Annotated in this window: 17 protein-coding genes and 1 pseudogene; 8 read left to right on the forward strand and 10 right to left on the reverse strand. The window is 67.8% G+C overall.

Going from position 1 to position 15,115, the window contains the following annotated elements:
- Positions 1 to 133: 133 nt before the first annotated feature.
- Both ACYVF7_RS55895 and ACYVF7_RS55900 read right to left on the reverse strand, forming a co-directional pair.
- Positions 134 to 970, reverse strand: a complete 837-nt coding sequence (locus ACYVF7_RS55895; RefSeq protein ID WP_460356245.1) for a peptidase inhibitor family I36 protein — start codon at positions 968 to 970, stop codon at positions 134 to 136.
- A 41-nt stretch (positions 971 to 1,011) separates the two neighbouring features.
- Positions 1,012 to 1,851 (reverse strand): peptidoglycan-binding domain-containing protein, encoded by an 840-nt coding sequence (locus ACYVF7_RS55900; protein ID WP_460356246.1) that lies wholly within the window; start codon positions 1,849 to 1,851, stop codon positions 1,012 to 1,014.
- A 286-nt stretch (positions 1,852 to 2,137) separates the two neighbouring features.
- Here ACYVF7_RS55900 and ACYVF7_RS55905 point away from each other — a divergent pair, with 286 nt between their 5' ends.
- Entirely contained in the window at positions 2,138 to 2,563 is a 426-nt protein-coding gene (locus ACYVF7_RS55905) for a hypothetical protein (RefSeq protein ID WP_460356248.1), read from the forward strand.
- A 69-nt stretch (positions 2,564 to 2,632) separates the two neighbouring features.
- Positions 2,633 to 3,637, forward strand: a complete 1,005-nt coding sequence (locus tag ACYVF7_RS55910; protein WP_460356250.1) for a helix-turn-helix domain-containing protein — start codon at positions 2,633 to 2,635, stop codon at positions 3,635 to 3,637.
- On the opposite strand, the gene ACYVF7_RS55915 is transcribed toward ACYVF7_RS55910, so the two are convergent.
- Both ACYVF7_RS55915 and ACYVF7_RS55920 read right to left on the reverse strand, forming a co-directional pair.
- Complete coding sequence (locus tag ACYVF7_RS55915; protein ID WP_460356253.1) at positions 3,577 to 3,912, reverse strand: helix-turn-helix domain-containing protein; 336 nt, start codon at positions 3,910 to 3,912, stop codon at positions 3,577 to 3,579. The genes ACYVF7_RS55910 and ACYVF7_RS55915 overlap by 61 nt on opposite strands.
- Positions 3,913 to 4,001: 89 nt before the next feature.
- Positions 4,002 to 4,481 carry a hypothetical protein gene (locus tag ACYVF7_RS55920; protein WP_460356255.1) on the reverse strand — a complete coding sequence of 160 codons (480 nt, stop codon included), beginning with the start codon at positions 4,479 to 4,481 and terminating at the stop codon, positions 4,002 to 4,004.
- 523 nt (positions 4,482 to 5,004) lie between these two features.
- Here ACYVF7_RS55920 and ACYVF7_RS55925 point away from each other — a divergent pair.
- Both ACYVF7_RS55925 and ACYVF7_RS55930 read left to right on the forward strand, forming a co-directional pair.
- Positions 5,005 to 5,133 (forward strand): hypothetical protein, encoded by a 129-nt coding sequence (locus tag ACYVF7_RS55925; RefSeq protein ID WP_460356257.1) that lies wholly within the window; start codon positions 5,005 to 5,007, stop codon positions 5,131 to 5,133.
- Positions 5,134 to 5,223: 90 nt separating this feature from the next.
- Positions 5,224 to 5,421: pseudogene (locus ACYVF7_RS55930) on the forward strand (hypothetical protein); the annotation flags it as partial.
- Between the two features lie 22 nt (positions 5,422 to 5,443).
- Here the strand turns inward: ACYVF7_RS55930 and ACYVF7_RS55935 are convergent.
- On the reverse strand, positions 5,444 to 6,067 hold the full coding sequence (locus tag ACYVF7_RS55935) for a TetR/AcrR family transcriptional regulator (RefSeq protein WP_460356259.1): 624 nt from the start codon (positions 6,065 to 6,067) through the stop codon (positions 5,444 to 5,446).
- A gap of 101 nt (positions 6,068 to 6,168) precedes the next feature.
- On the opposite strand from ACYVF7_RS55935, the gene ACYVF7_RS55940 reads away from it, so the two are divergent.
- The 3 genes from ACYVF7_RS55940 to ACYVF7_RS55950 all read left to right on the forward strand — a co-directional run bounded on the left by ACYVF7_RS55940 (position 6,169) and on the right by ACYVF7_RS55950 (position 9,010).
- The gene (locus ACYVF7_RS55940; protein WP_460356262.1) at positions 6,169 to 7,668 is read left to right on the forward strand and encodes an MFS transporter; all 1,500 of its coding nucleotides are present in this window, start codon (positions 6,169 to 6,171) and stop codon (positions 7,666 to 7,668) included.
- Positions 7,668 to 8,051: a VOC family protein gene (locus ACYVF7_RS55945; protein WP_460356265.1), complete on the forward strand. Its 384-nt coding sequence runs from the start codon at positions 7,668 to 7,670 to the stop codon at positions 8,049 to 8,051. The genes ACYVF7_RS55940 and ACYVF7_RS55945 overlap by 1 nt, the downstream gene beginning before the upstream one ends.
- Positions 8,052 to 8,263: 212 nt before the next feature.
- Entirely contained in the window at positions 8,264 to 9,010 is a 747-nt protein-coding gene (locus tag ACYVF7_RS55950; protein ID WP_460356268.1) for a hypothetical protein, read from the forward strand.
- 406 nt (positions 9,011 to 9,416) lie between these two features.
- On the opposite strand, the gene ACYVF7_RS55955 is transcribed toward ACYVF7_RS55950, so the two are convergent.
- From ACYVF7_RS55955 to ACYVF7_RS55975, 5 genes are all read right to left on the reverse strand, one after another.
- The gene (locus ACYVF7_RS55955; protein ID WP_460356271.1) at positions 9,417 to 9,725 is read right to left on the reverse strand and encodes a DUF4235 domain-containing protein; all 309 of its coding nucleotides are present in this window, start codon (positions 9,723 to 9,725) and stop codon (positions 9,417 to 9,419) included.
- On the reverse strand, positions 9,725 to 10,189 hold the full coding sequence (locus ACYVF7_RS55960) for a DUF3618 domain-containing protein (RefSeq protein WP_460356273.1): 465 nt from the start codon (positions 10,187 to 10,189) through the stop codon (positions 9,725 to 9,727). The genes ACYVF7_RS55955 and ACYVF7_RS55960 overlap by 1 nt, the downstream gene beginning before the upstream one ends.
- A 47-nt stretch (positions 10,190 to 10,236) precedes the next feature.
- A complete protein-coding gene (locus ACYVF7_RS55965; protein WP_460358598.1) occupies positions 10,237 to 10,503 on the reverse strand; it encodes a phage holin family protein in 267 nt (88 codons plus the stop codon).
- Positions 10,504 to 11,821: 1,318 nt separating this feature from the next.
- Positions 11,822 to 13,000: an outer membrane protein assembly factor BamB family protein gene (locus ACYVF7_RS55970; protein WP_460356274.1), complete on the reverse strand. Its 1,179-nt coding sequence runs from the start codon at positions 12,998 to 13,000 to the stop codon at positions 11,822 to 11,824.
- Positions 13,001 to 13,020: 20 nt separating this feature from the next.
- Complete coding sequence (locus ACYVF7_RS55975; protein ID WP_460356276.1) at positions 13,021 to 13,584, reverse strand: helix-turn-helix domain-containing protein; 564 nt, start codon at positions 13,582 to 13,584, stop codon at positions 13,021 to 13,023.
- Positions 13,585 to 13,644: 60 nt separating this feature from the next.
- Between ACYVF7_RS55975 and ACYVF7_RS55980 the strand changes: the two genes are divergently transcribed.
- A complete protein-coding gene (locus tag ACYVF7_RS55980) occupies positions 13,645 to 15,105 on the forward strand; it encodes an aldehyde dehydrogenase family protein (RefSeq protein WP_460356278.1) in 1,461 nt (486 codons plus the stop codon).
- Positions 15,106 to 15,115: the final 10 nt, after the last annotated feature.

Below are 15,115 nucleotides of genomic sequence, written 5' to 3' on the forward strand. Positions count from 1 at the left end.
CTGTGGCGACGATCGCTCCGCCAAGCGTCATCGCCGGGAGGATTCTCTTGAGCGTTTTCATCGGGGTCCTCCGCCTTTCTGGCGGTGCCGGCCCGGCGCCTGGTCGGTAGGTGTGCCGGGGCCGCGCCATCGGTCAGTGATTGGCCTGGAACCAGGGCTGGGTCCAGCCGAGGTAGGGCTTGCCCCACTTGCTCTTGATGGCGGCGATGGTGGTGACGGTGAGGGTGCCCTTGCCGCCGATGTCGTTGGAGACGAACTTGCCGCCGCCGATCGAGATCATCACGTGGCCGTAGCCGCCGGAGAAGAAGGCCAGCCCGCCCGCGGGAACGTTGGTGCTGCCCGGGTGCTTGTAGCGGGACGGCACGGCGAGCCAGTGACGGTAGGCGCTGGCCGAGCCGGACGCCGAGAAGCCGTACGCCAGGCCCACCACGTGGTCGCAGCGGTTGGCGTAGTCGCTGTGGTACGTGTGCGTTATGTGCGACTTGGCCCACGCGACCGCCTGAGCGCACGTTCGCCGGTCACCCAGGCCGGCGGTCGAGCACTTCGACGTGCTGCCGGGGGCGAATTCGTGTGAGGCGTTCTGGTTTTTCAGGCCGGAGTTCAGGTTGCCTTTGGCCCCCGCCTTGAAATCCTGATACCTGCCGCCATAATTGCTGTTGAAGTAGACCCGGACGGTCTTGCTGCTACGGTTCCAGACCGAGGCGGCGCTGTTCTTGACGCACTTGCCCTTACCGGCACCCGAGCCCTTGAAATCGAAACATGAGGGCTGCTTGGTGCCGTAATCGGCCACCGAGCCAGTGAAGTCCGAGACCGAGCCCTTGTTGTTGCTGTTGAAGTAGTAGCAGAAGTCGCCGCTTTCGCACTTACCGTTGCGGCTCGCCGCCGAAGCGGGTGATGCGGTAGCGAGCACCGACCCGCCGAGCGCCACTGCGGCGGTCGCCACGGTGAGGATCTTGTTGAGGGTTCTCATACTGTTCTCCTTCTTTTTGTGGAGCCTGGGATTCGGGTGGGTCAGCGCTTGTACTCCTCCCAGGTGCGGATGGTCACCTTGGGTCCGTCGTCGGGGCCGCGGTTGGCGAGCCCGTTGCGGCCGAGGTAGTAGTCACCGATCTGGTTCTGGGCCTGGGAGGAGAGGTCGGTGTCGTTGATGGCGGTGGCGTGGATGTGCCAGGGCCAGTTGCCTTGTTTGGGGTTGCGCACCCAGGCGGCGAAGCCGACACGGCGCAGGGCGCGGGTGACCGCGATGCGGGTGGCCGAGCTCATCCCTTTGACGTTGACGTCGATGACGCCGCCGCCGTCGTGGGTGCCGGCGGAGGTGGGGTCACCGCCGGGGTTGTAGGAGCCCTGGTCCAGCACGAGTTTGCGGCCGAGCAGCCGCTGTGCCTCGTTCAGCATGCTGCGCGTGCGGGTGTTGATGACGTACTTGCCGACGTGCACGCGGGCACCCGGGGTGATGACGTGGGTGACCTTGAAGCGGCCGGCTCCGAGTTTGACGAGCGACGTTTTGCCCGGCAGGCCGCTGGCCTGGAGGCCCTTGTAGCCGAGCGACTTCTGGTATTTCGCGTAGGCGGCGATCGTTGTGGTGCCGAAGTATCCGTCCACCCACTTCTTGTCGAGCAGGTGCCGGTCGCGCAGCGCCCGCTCAACAAGAAGGACGCTGGCCTTGGCGCCCGGGGTCAGCTTGGTGTCGGACCGCCGCGGGTCGATCTGGGCCGCTTTGACGAGGGCTTCCATGTTCACGCTCGGAAGGGCCTTGCCGTCGATCGTCTGTGCCGACGCCTCGGCGGCTCCAGGCAGAGAGGCGAACAGGACGGCCGCCGCGAGGGCAGCGGCGCATGAGGACAGCTTCATCGTTCTCCTGGTTGCAGGCGGGGGCGACGCCCAAGGCGAAGATCACTGGGCGTTCCATTCGGAAATTGCAGGTCAGGCCACTTGTATGGAGCTGGAACGCTCTATCGTCTATGGCGGATGGAGCCATTAATCTCGGGCGAGCCCGACGCCTTCTACCTTGCCGAGGGATTGCCTTTATGTCCTTGGCGGTGCGTCCACTCTTCTTGGCAATACGTCCACTTGTCGGCTCAGCGCCTGAAGCCGATAGTCCCTGGGCGGGGCGCCGTAGGCGGTACGGAAGGCGCGGGTGAAGTCGGCGGCGCGAGGGAAGCCCCAGCCGGCGGCGATGGCGTGGATCGAAACGGTTCGCCCTGTCCTGTCATGGACCTTCTTCATCGCGCCGACCCTCAGGAACAGGGCGGCGAGCACGGCTTGCGTGTTCCGCAAAGACGTTCATGCGTGCGAAGGGCCGGAAGAGCATGAAGGTCATGGCCACCGGACGGTGACCGACGGCGCGGAACTCACCCGCGACCAGCTGATCGCGTACGCGCCTCCGGCCCGCGAGAACGTCACCGCCGGCGAGATGCGGATCGACGATCTCCTCGTCGACGGCCACCGGTTCGCCGCGTCCAGCCGGCATCCGCCGCGCCGCAGGCTGATTGCTCATCCCCGTGACCGTCGAGGTGCTCTCCGTGTACGCAGAGATCGTCGAGGAACGGCGGTGAGCCGGTAGAGGGCGTACAGCCGATGTCGGGTGGCGCGTTCGAGGAACCATACGGTCCGGTACGGAGTCCGAACATTCATGATCGAAACGGCCTTCCACAGCGACGACCTTCCGCCGCAGGACCGCTTTGCCGCCTTCGATGAGCTGCAGCTCAACAGCGCACACCCGATGCAGTTTCGCCATTCGGAATCGGAGAACTTCCACGCCGTCGCGCGGACGCTGGACCTGGCAGACATCAACGTGGTGGAGCTGACCTGCTCGCCATCTGAAGTGCGGCAGACACCTCGGCTGATGCGCGAGTGCGACCCAGATCTGTACTGTGTGCTGTTCCCAATGCATGGACGGCTCATGATGAGCCAGCTCGGCCGTGAAGCCGTGCTGGGCACGCAGGATTTCGCGCTGTACGACAGCCGGCACCCTTTTCAGGCACGAATCGTCGGCGACGGCGGGATGGCGTCGCTAGTGCGAGTGCAAGTGCCCCGGGCGCTCCTGCCACTGCCAAGTCGTCAACTCGACAACATTCTTGCGGTGTCCCTCTCCGGACAGGACGGTGTCGGCGCACTGCTCACGCAGTTCCTCACCCGCCTGATCGCGGACTCCGCTTCCTACCGGGCGATAGACGTTCCCCGGCTGGGCGGTATTGCCGTCGACCTGATGACCGCGTCGCTTGCCCACTATCTCGACGACGGCGCCGCGACCCCGGACGACTCCGGCCAGCACGGCCTCTTGCTGCGCATCGAAGCGTTCGTCCAGCGGCACCTGCGTGATCCGGAGTTGACGCCGCGGTCCATCGCCTCCGCCCATCACATCTCGGTCTCTTACCTGCACCGGCTGTTCGAGCAGCGCAGCACCACTGTCTCGGCTTGGATCCGCCGACAGCGCCTCGAACGAGCCCGCCGCGACCTCGCCGATCCCGCGCTGCGGTTCACTCCCGTCCATCAGATCGCGGCTCGCTGGGGATTCAACGATCACAGCACCTTTACCCGGGCCTTCCGCGCCGTCTACGACCTCTCGCCCAGGGACTACCGCGGCCACATGCTCGCGCCGTCCGGCGTGGCGCCACGCCGGAAGGTCGCGCGGTAGTCCCTTGGGCCTCGTCCGGTGTGCTTTGCGAAGAGAGCAGCGAAGGTTCCGGAGTCCTTGTACCCGACCGCGGTGCGGATGCCGGCGACGGTTCGGTCCGTGGTCTCAAGGAGGTGGCGGGCGCGACGGACCCGCGACGACTGCAGGTACTCCAGCGGGGTCTGGCCGGTCTCATCCGCGAAGCGCCGCAGCAGTGTCCGGGTGCTGACATTGAACGTGTCCGACAACGCGGCGAGGTCGTATCGGGCGGCGAGGTTCTGGTCGAGCCGGCGCATGACCCTGGTGGTGGTGCGGGAATTGCCTGGACAGCAGACCGCGCAGACACCGGCCGAACATGGGCCGTGCCGTGTCCGATGGCGCTGCGTCAGCAGTTGAGGGAAGGGCTTTCCACGTCCCAGACGACGGTCGTGCCGCCGTCGGTGGCCCATACCCTGGCCCAGTAGCAGACCGAGGAGGGGACGAAGAAGAATCCGTTCGGTGGCGCGATGTACTGCCAGTTGGGAGAGGGTCCGACCACCTGGCTGTTGGTCGATCCGTCCCAGGTGATCGGCGAGGTCCGTGTCTGCGAAGTCCCCACCTGCACGTAGAACCTAATGTCGGTCTGCGGCGACAGCACCCAGGCCTCGGCCCGCCAGGCGTCGTCGTGCGAGCCGTCGACGTTCACGGCGTAGTTGATGCACGGCCGGACGGCGATGCCCTTGTAGCTGGAGTAGTACGGGTAGTCCCGGCAGGCCGTGGGGGCGGCCTGAGCGAAGGGGGCGGTGACCGCGGTCGCGCCGAGGACTCCCCCGGCCGCCGCAAACACGCCGACGAGACGGGTGAGGGTGCGGCTGCTCGGTTTCACGTGCGCATTCCTTCTGATAGATGAGGAAGATGACGGTTTGACGCCGGCGCAAGCGGCCGGGCGTCAGCAGTAGGTCTTGCTGTAAGGCGGGCATCGGGGTACATCCCCCGAACTCCGTCCCCGTCAGGGCTGTCCTTTCGTTGCGCGGGAACGGGCTGCATACCCCACGGGACGCTACGGACACGGGTCCGTCGGCCGTCCTAGATCCGTCCTAGTGCGAGGTCGGCCGGGGGATGACCGGCGCTGATCGTGAAGTGCCGGGCGCGACAGGGCACAGGATCAGACGAAAGCCCCCCACCTCCGCTGAACTGCGAAAAGCACGACCACGTTCGCGTCGCATTCGACGCTGGACCTTGGACGACAGGCTCAGCCGGCGCGGAGCACGCGAAAGCGCTGGGGGTCCGCCGGATCCCGGTCGACGACCCGGACCGGCGGCCAGGCCCAAGGCGTCATGACGGGACATAGGGCGATGGTCGTCAAAGGAGGATCGTCGCGGGTCACCTGACCCGCGGGCGGGTCGGGGGTGGCGAGCACCGGCGGCCCGCGACCGGGCGTCGTCGCTGCGGTCGAACAGGACCTGACCGAGATCCAGGAGCTCGACCTGGTGAAAGTCGTAGAACAGAAAGCGCAGAGCGCCTGCTCCACGCTGTGAGCCCCGGTGCTGGTGGACGACACCGGCCTAACGTGCGACGCATAATCATCCAGGCTCAACGGCCGGTCTGGGTGCTCCGTGGGTGCCCGTATGTCGCGGTACCACCCGACAGCACCCGGTACGCCGTCAGGGCCGCGACGCGCCGTAGGCAGGACACCTGGCCGGCTGGCCCGTCACGGGCGTAAGCGGACCGTACGGGCCGAGTGCACCAACCGGATGCTGATCTACAACGAACGGCATGCCCTCACCGTGCTGACCGAGTACGCCCGGCACTACAACGCTTACCGTCCGCACCAGTCGCGTGACGATCTCAGGTGTCGTGCTGGAGTTCTTGTAGATCGGCCAGCTTTAGGGCGGGGCCGCCGAGGGGTGGCGCGGTCCGGTCGGCGCGTAGGCCCGCGAGGAAGAGGTCGGCGTGCCGGTGGGCGAGGGCGCTTTGGATCTCGTCGGGGATCGGCCCGGGCAGTGGCCGTGACAACCGGGTGAGCACCAGACCGATGTCGCCGAACACCACGTCCTCGCGGAGCCGGCCCGTTTTGTGGGCATCCTCCAGCAGTTCATCGACGAGCCGCGCCGAGGTGGTGCGGGCGACCTGCAGCTCCGGTTCGTCCAGATCGAGCGTGACCAGGAGCGTCGGGATCACCGCAGAAGTCCGCAGGTCCAAGACGGCGTGGACGTAGGCGGCCAGCGCGTCGAGCGGATCTGGATGGTCCCGCCGAGCCTGCCGTACGGCCTCGATCGTGCCGGTCAACGCGTGGAGGACGACGGCGTGCATGAGCGTGCCGCGATCGGTGAAGCGCCGGTACAGCGTGGCGATCCCCACCTCCGCGCGCCGGGCTATCTCCTCCAGCGACGCGCCCGGGCCCTGCTCGACGAACACGTCCCGCGCCGCCTCCAGCAGCCGCTCGTGGTTGCGCTGCGCGTCGGCTCGCATCCTCCCCCTCCCTGACTCGGCCACCCTACCACTAGACGGAGGGGACCCCTTCGCTTATCTTAGCGGAGGACAACCCTTCGCTTATGAGCGGACGAATGCCGATGACCGACGTACAGGCGACAGGCGAAACCCGGCCGCGAGGGCCAGGCAGGCCGGACCGCCGCTGGTTCGCGCTCGGCGTGATCGCGACCGCCCAGCTCATGACTGCGCTGGACGCCACGATCGTGAACATCGCGCTGCCCTCAGCCCAGCGGGCGCTGGGATTCAGCGACGCCCAGCGACAGTGGGTGGTGACCGCCTACACCGTGTGCTTCGCCGGCCTGCTGCTGTTCGGGGGGCGGGTAGCGGACGCGGTTGGCCGGCGCCGAGCCTTCCAGATCGGGCTCGCCGGGTTCGGGCTCGCCTCGCTGCTGGCCGGACTGGCGCCGACACTGCCGGTCCTGGCCGCCGGACGCGCCCTGCAAGGGGCATTCGCCGCACTGATCGCGCCGACCGTCCTGTCGTTGCTCGCGGTCACGTTCACCCAGCAGCGCGAGCGGACCCGGGCCTTCGCCATCTACGGGGCGGTGGCCAGCAGCGGTGCCGCTGCCGGGCTGCTACTCGGCGGCATCATCACCGACTACCTCGACTGGCGCTGGTGCCTGTTCGTCAACGTGGCCATCACCGGCGCGGTGCTGACCGGCGGCCGCTTCGTACTGCCCGATCCACCCCGATTCGGCTCCGCCGGCCTCGACGCCACCTCGGCCGTACTGGCCACCGGCGGGCTGGCGGCCCTGGTGTTCGGATGCACCCAGGCCGCCATGCACGGCTGGGCGCAGCCGCTCGTCCTCGGCGCGCTGCTGGGCGGGGCGGTCATGGTGGCCGCGTTCGCCCTGCGGCAGGCGCGGATTCCGGGCCCCCTGCTCCCGCTGCGCATCCTCGCCGACCGCAACCGCGCCGGCGCCTACCTCGCCGCCGGCACCGCCGTCGTCGGCGCGTTCGGCATGTTCCTCATGCTGACCTACCACTTGCAGGTGGTGCTGCACTACTCGCCCGTCCGCACCGGGCTGGCCGTGCTGCCGATGACGCTGGCGAACGCGCTCAGCGGCTACCAGCTGGGCAACCGGCTGATGCCGCGCCTCCCGGCGCGGGCCCTGATCGCCGGCGGGCTGCTGATCGCCGCCACCGGGCTGGCCCTCATGACCCAACTGACCCCGCACAGCGGGTATCTCACGACCATCCTGCCCGCCCAGGTACTGATCGGGACCGGCATGGGCGCGCTGTTCCCGCCGGCGTTCCAACTCGCCATCAACGGCGTCACCCAACAAGACGCGGGCGTGGCATCCGCCGTGATCAACGCCGCCACCCAGGTCGGCAGCTCCATCGGCACCGCCATCCTGAACACCCTCGCGGTCACCGCCACCGCCACCTACCTCACCACCCACACCCCGAGCCTGCGTCAAGCGGCCCTCGTCCGCGGCTACGCGACCGCGACCGCCTGGGCCACCGGCCTACTCGCCGCCATGGCCGTGCTGGTGTACCTCCTCATCCCCGCACCACGGCCACAACCCACCCAGCACGAACAACCGACCCACACCCGGCCGGCCAAGGAGGGAACCTAATGTCCATCCAGCTCAACCACACCATCGTCCCCGCGCACGACCCGGAAGCCTCGGCGCGGTTCCTGGCCGGCATCCTCGGACTCCAGGTCGGCCCGCGGGTGGCGCACTTCACGCCCGTCACGCTGGCCAACAGCGTCACACTCGACTTCGACGCTTATGACAAGGTCGATGAGCACCACTACGCGTTCCTGGTCAGCGAAGAAGAATTCGAGACCGCGTTCGCCCGCATCCAGGACGCGGGCATCACTTACTACGCCGACCCGGCCTGCAAGCAAGCAGGGCAGACATACGCCAGTAAGAACGGCAACCGAGGCACGTACTTCCGCGACCCGAACGGCCACCTCATGGAGATCCTCACCCCCACCCCGGGACAGCCTGCATGAACGGCCCGGTCGCCCACCTCAGCTCGTCGTTCTGTCCATCTTCAAACCGTGGGGCAAGACCATCTTCGACAGGCACTCTCGGCTGACCGACCGCTGATCAGGCGCGCGACGTGGTGAGCTCGGCCGGCACACGCGCCGCAGGGACGACGCGCCCTCGGCGGGACGCACATCACCGTCCGCCTGCCGGACAACAACAAAAGGAAGCACCGACGATGACCACCACAGCCCACCCCAAGAGGGGCCGGGGAGCCCAGCACCCCGGGCCACCGCTGGGCGCCCCGGCTACTCTGTCCGTGGCGCTGTTCGTCGCGAGCCTGGTCACCGGACCGCTCCTGGGATCAGGAAGCCCGCCATCGCCGTTCTCGAGCCCGGCCGTCATCCAGCATCACTTCTCAACGAGCGCGACGGCCTCACAGGTCGGCGGATTCCTGCTGTTGATCTCCGCCATCGCTCTGGCGATCTTCACGGCCATCACATGGTCGAGGCTGGATTATCTGGCGCCGAACGCACCCGGGCCCGCGATCTGCGGGATCGGCGGCGTCCTGGCATCGCTCTTCCTGTCGATCAGCGCGCTGATCCAGTGGTCGCTCTCCCGGCCGAGCGTCATCGACCAGCCGACGCTGGTACGTGCGCTGCAATACCTGATGTTCTTGTTCGGAGGCCCAGCACACACCATCGCGCTCGGCGTTCTCGTCTTCGGGATCGCCATCACGACGAGGTACCTCCACCGAGTGCCCAGATGGCTGCCGGTCGCCGGCATGGTGATCGCGGTCATCTCGATCTTGTCGACCGTCCCCCTCCTCGTACCGGCGTCGGCACCGCTGATCCCGCTTGGCCGGTTCACCGCCTTGGCCTGGATCATCGCGATGGCCGCCCTGATACCGAGGAACAGGACCGGCCGGGGGGCGACGACCGGCCGAGCGAGCCGTACCCCCGATCAGGTCCGTAGCCCTTCCTGAAACAAGGGTCCATGCCCGTCTCCCGCCCCCTGTTCAGGCCGCTTCCTGAGATTTATGACCTTGCGCCGGACGGCCCGGCCCCGTCCAGGCCACTGATCGACGCCGATGCTCGACCTTCGCAGCGGCTCGTCGGCGCGGGTGCTCCGTGGGTGCTCGTATGTCGCGGTACCGCCCGGCAGCATCCGGTACGCCGTCGGCTGATACGCCGCGAGAGAAATGGCGAACGCGGACCAAACGGCACGTAGTGGTACTGGGGAATAGGATGCGGTAGCGCGCCAAGCAGGGAATCCTCGAAGGGCTGTGGACTTTTAATCCATAGGTTCTGGGTTCGAGTCCGAGGCGCCCTACCACTCATCTGGCCTGTGACCTGCGATTCCTTGGTCGTAGCGGATCTTACGGTGATCGTTTAGGGGGTGTGGGTGCTCCCTGGGTGCTCTTTGGTCGTGATCTTGTCCGGCGTGGCCATTGTCGAGAGACATCGTGCTATCAGGTAGCCGTGGTCGAGAGCGGCCTTGACGCCACCGGTGATCGCGCCTTGCAGCCCGGCCGCGGCCAGCACCTCGACCCAGCTTCGTTCCAGGTTCCCGGCATCCGGGGCATCGTCTTGACCGGAGACCAGATTCCAGGTCTGCTTGAACAATGCCCCGGCGATCAGGCCCCCGGCCATGCCCAGGACCGCCGAGACCGGCCGGGAAACCGCATCGGATCGGCTCATTAGCTGCTCCCGCGCCGCCACAGCCACAGTCCGGCCGCCGTGCACGCTCCGGTTGCGGCGTACAGCACGCCGGGACGTTCCCGCGCGGCCTGGGCGGTCTGGCCGGTGGCGCGCACGGCCGTGCGGCGGGCGGGTTCGGGAATCACCTGGCCGGCCTTGGCGGCCGTTCCGGTGACCTGCTCGCGGATCTGCGGCGCCTTATCCCGCGCCGTGCGGGTCAGCGTGGCGGGCGCACCGGTGGCCTGCTCGCGCAGCTGGGCGGCCTTGTCTTTGACGCGGGAGGGCACGTCGGCCTTGGCGGCCAGTTCCTCGACGGTCTCCCCCAGCTCCTGGCGGGTCGCGGCGATCTGGTCCTCCAGCGCCTGCCACTCCGTGCCCTGGCCCTTGCCCTGGCCTTGGGCCGGGGTGGTGCCGCTGGAGGCAGCCGTGGGGGTGTTCTTGGCCGTGTTCGTTTTCCCTGGCACTGTTGCTGGTTGGGTCCGAGAGCCCTGCGGGCGGGGGGTGTTCTGGCTCATCGGGGGTGCCTTCCGTGAAGGTGGTCGTTGATCTCCTGAACGTCGGCGCGGACCGAGGCGGCGGTCTGAGCCGGTGCCGGTGGCGTCGCCCGGCCCAGCTTCTTACGGCCGGACAGGGTCAGCACTGCGCCAGCGGCCAGCAGCACCATGCCGACGACCAGCGCGGCCGCCCACACCGGCCACACCAGCGCCAACGCCGCGGTGGCGGCGGCGACCAGCGCTCCGCCGCCGTAAAAGGCGATGACGCCAGCGCCGCCGAACAGCCCGCGCCCTGGTCGGCGTTCTTGCCCTTTTGCGCCAGCTCTGTCTTGGCCAGCGCCAGTTCCTGACGCGCACCAGCTCGCTGATCTGCCGGCTGGCCTGAGCGATCAGGTCCGCCGTCGAGGCATCAGCCGATGATGCGCCGGGCTGCGTCGAGTCGGCTGATCGGGTGCCGGAACGGTGATCGTCCCTAACGCTCACCATGCCTGCATCCTTTTCTTCCGCTTGCGGGGGTTGGTGTTGTTCGGTTGATGGGACGGGTAGCCGGCGATCAGCCGCCCTACACGATCTGTCACGAAGGCGCATCTGGGCAGGGCCTGGGCGTGGGGGCTGATGCCTCCAGCCTGGGCTTCGGTATGGCCCGGGGCGCGGTCGTATCGCTGCTGTGGCGGCCGGCGCGCGCCGGATGGGTCAACTGCCTCTGCTGCGCCGCGCTGGCGCGGATGGCTCCGACCACTTCAGCCCGGCCACACGACGCCTTGAATGATGACTGCGTGTATGGCTCCGAATGTCGAATGAATGACAACTCCCCGTCAACCAGTTGATCACATAACGTCACGATGGACAATCCGCGACAATTATGAAACGCGCGCCAGCTCTTGCCGATATCACAGCCCGGCCGTAAGATGATCTTGAAGAATCGACAATGTGCGGAAGGGACTTCCATGCGCATACGCACTATCCTTGCGAGTACAGGAATCGCCTCGATGGCACTCACCGGGATGACCACTCAAGCCGCCCATGCGGCGGCGTGGCACTTCACCGGAAGTATTTACCTGCACAAGTCTGAGTGCGTGGATGACGGTCAGACGTATGAGCGTGAAGGCTTCCCGTATAAGTGCATATACGGCAAGTTCCCGCCAACCGGTCAAAACATGTACTGGCTTTACATCTACAACTAACGCTTATTCGATCCGACAAATACAGGGCGTGGCCGTGTGGATCGGCACCGCGGACGTCTGACCGTCCTCCAGTTCAGACGGAGGACCGAGCTGCGGCCACGGTGTTGGAGAGCCACGCCGGCCGAGAGGCGCACCGGCCGCCCCGACACGTCCCTGGACACGTGCTGGCGGACATCTGTGAGCGTCGGTGGGCGGTCCTGAAAGTGCTGGCTGGTGACCAGGGTTTGTGCTGGTAGGCGGTCAGTGGAGTGCCGTGTGGTGGACAGGTCGAGTGCCGGTCTGGCGGACAGTGAGTGTGCTGTCCCGATAGCTCGTCCGGCCAGGTCTGGAGTGCGGCCGTGACGGGATGAGCTCTCTGCGATCGTCGGGCGGGCGGGCTGGCGCTTTCACCGCGAGCGCTGGCGCCTTGGTCGAGCGGTTACTTCTGAAGATCGTGAGCAGTGTGAAGATCGGGGCGCTCAGCCAGCAGGGTCGCGTTGTCGTGGGGGCTGATCACGACGATGCCGTCGGTAACGGCGCCGAGGAAACTTGCGCCTCTTTCGGCGGAAGGCAGTGGCATCTTGCCAAGTACCGCACCGGTGCGCAGGTCGAGCACGGTCAGTTGCGTGGTGTCGTCGGTGACCACGTCTAGCGCGTATACACGGCTACGTGTGGCCGCGATGCCTCTTGGGCCTTGGGGGACGAGCATGCGCTTGCGCCACAAAGGCTTGCCGGTCTTCGGGTCATCGGCGCACACGTTCCCCAGGGTATCGGGGCCGCAGCTGCTGATCTGGATCCCGCCGCTGAACGCCGCTGGATCCCGATCCCAGTGACGTCGGTTAGTCACCTGGCCTGTCTTCGGGTCGAGGGAGGCGGTCACTTGCACATCGGTTCCGACGACCAGCGTCCCATCGACGGCCCAGACGCCGGTGAACGGGTCCTGAGAATCGCCGTTGCCGTTGACCCGGGTTCCGGGAAACAGGTCCGTGAAAGCGCGGGTCCATCGTCTGGCGCCGGTCACCGAGTCGAACCCGAGCACCGGAGCGGGAAGAGACCCTGCATCGTCGCAGATGACGGCAATGATCCCCGAGGTGGCGGCGAGCGGATAACCCCAGCGGCCGCAGTTCGCCGGCCAGCGTTGCATCCAGCGCACCTTTCCGCTCGTGCGGTCGAGCACGGCCATCCCGGTCTCCCCGACGATCGCCCTTGCTCCCGCACCGGCGTCGGGAGTGAGGGATGCGGTGGGGAATTTGGTTACGTCGCCGATGGCGCTGGGAATCTCCCGGGACCATCCGATCCGGCCTGAGCGCACATTGATCATCGTTAGGCGTCGGTTCTTGCGGACGAACACGTCACCGGTCGCAGGATCGGCTGCCAAGGGGTCCCCACCTGGCGCATACCGCCAGTAGACCTTGCCCGTAACGATGTTCACGGCGCGCACACCATCGCGGGCGGCCACCACCGCGATCCCGCGGTAAATCACCGGATCCTGTGCCCTGGCAACCGGCTGTGCCGAGTGCAGTGGTGGCTCCACCGCGACCGGCGGAGGGAAGGCCCCGTAAGGACCCCGCACCGCCGGGTCGCCGGGCAGCAGGAAGATCGCGCCGACCGGGACCATGCGGCATCACATTCCTCCGGTCAGTGACGTGGTACGTCGAAGGGGGTCTGGATCACCAGGATTCCGCGGGCGTCGTCTCTGATCGCCTCGTAGATGTGGGGGACGTCGGCGCGGTAGCGGACGAAGTCACCGGCACCCAGTTCGATCGGCTCGTCCTCGGGTCCGATGCGGACGGCGCCGTCATGGACGAGGAAACACTCGATCACACCGGCCTGGTGCGCGGCCGAGTGCTGGGGGGTTCCCGAGCGGATGACCAGGTCGTACAGGTCGGTGCGCAGGCGGTTGTCGAGGTGGCCGACCAGGCGGGCGTCGACCGCGGTGCCGCTCGCCCGGGGACCCTCATCGGCTCGCAGCACCGTGGCGGCGTACGGACCGGCGTCGGCGATCAGGTCGGCCAACGATGCGTCCAGGACCTTGGCCAGCGCGTACAGGGTGTCGAGCGTGGGATTTCCCTTCCCGGCCTCGATGGCGGTGAGGGTGGCGCGCGCCACACCCGACCGGCGGGACAGCTCCACGGTCGACAGATGCCGCGCGGCGCGCAGACGGCGCAGGTTCTCGGCGACGACGTTGACGGGATCACTCATATTGCCTACTTTAACGGACATTGATGACTGTTGCATTGAACGTTGGGAGGCGGCAGGGTGGTGACGGCGACGACCAGGTGGCGACCGCCTGGCGGATGGATCGCGTCCGGCCGATGGCGGGACGACGGGAATCCGCTGGCAGTATCCGACCAGCAGAACGGCGCACGCGTCGACACGGTCGTGGACGTCGCGCCGGAGGCGGTCGACCAGGTAGTGGCGGCGGCGTCGGCCTCCGTCCCCGCAGCCGCAGAGGTCCCCGCCCACGAACGGCGCCGGGTCCTCGCCGAAGCGGCAGGACGCGTGGAGCGCGATGCCGAGTCGTTCGCCCGGACGCTGGCCGCCGAGGGAAGCAAGACGGTCCGCGAGGCCCGCCGAGAGGTGGCGCGCTGCGTGACCACGCTCCGCCTGGCGGCCGAGGAGGCAGGACGCCTCACGGGGGAGACCATCGCCTTCGACAGCGTCGAGACGGGCGTGGGCCGGATCGGTTGGTGGATGCGAGAGCCCGTCGGGGTGGTCGCGGCGATCACTCCGTTCAACGACGCGCTCAATCTGGTCGCGCACAAGATCGGACCGGCGATCGCAGCCGGGAACGTCACGGTCCTCAAACCGTCCGAACACACGCCCTTGAGCGCGCTGCGCCTGGCCGAAGCACTGCTGGACGCGGGCCTTCCGGGAGACATGCTCTCGGTCGTCCCCGGAGGCGCTCCCACCGCCCGGGCGCTGGTCGCCCATCCGGCGGTCGACGCGGTGTCCTTCACCGGCGGCTACCGTACGGGCGCGGAGATCGCGCGATCGGCCGGGCCGAAACGCATGGTGATGGAACTGGGCGGCAACTGCCCGGTGATCGTATTGTCCGACGCCGATCTGGAGTCCGCCGCGGCGGCCACCGCGGCCGGAGCGTTCTCGGCGGCCGGTCAGAACTGCCTGTCGGTCCAGCGCGTCTACGTCGAGCAGAGTGTCGCGCCCGAGTTCACCGAACGGCTGGTCGTACGGACCGAAGCGCTGCGCTGCGGCGACAAGTACGACGAGCTCACCGACGTGGGACCGCTCATCGACGCGCGCGCGGCACGCCGGGTACGGGCGTGGATCGACGAAGCTGTGCAAGCCGGAGCGCGCCTGCGAGCCGGCGGAGACCTCGACGGCGCCTTCATCCGGCCGGCGGTCCTCGACCTGGTCCCCCCGGACGCGCGACTCCTGCGCGAGGAGGTCTTCGGGCCGGTGGTGTCGGTGGTCCCCGTAGCCGGGCCGGCCGAGGCGGTCGCGATGGCCAACGACTCGCTCTATGGCCTGCACGCCGGCTTGTTCACCCAGGACGTCGGGCTCGCGTTGGCCCTGGCCTCCCGGCTCCGGGTCGGAGGCGTGATGATCAACGACAGCAGCGACTTCCGGATCGACTCGATGCCGTTCGGCGGCCGCGGGCATTCCGGCGTCGGGCGGGAAGGCGTCCGATACGCCATCGAAGCGCTCACCGAACCGAAGGTCGTCGCGGTGCGCGTCCCGTCCTCCGCGCCATCCGCCTGACACGCCGTAG

Source organism: Actinoallomurus acanthiterrae, from assembly GCF_054775715.1.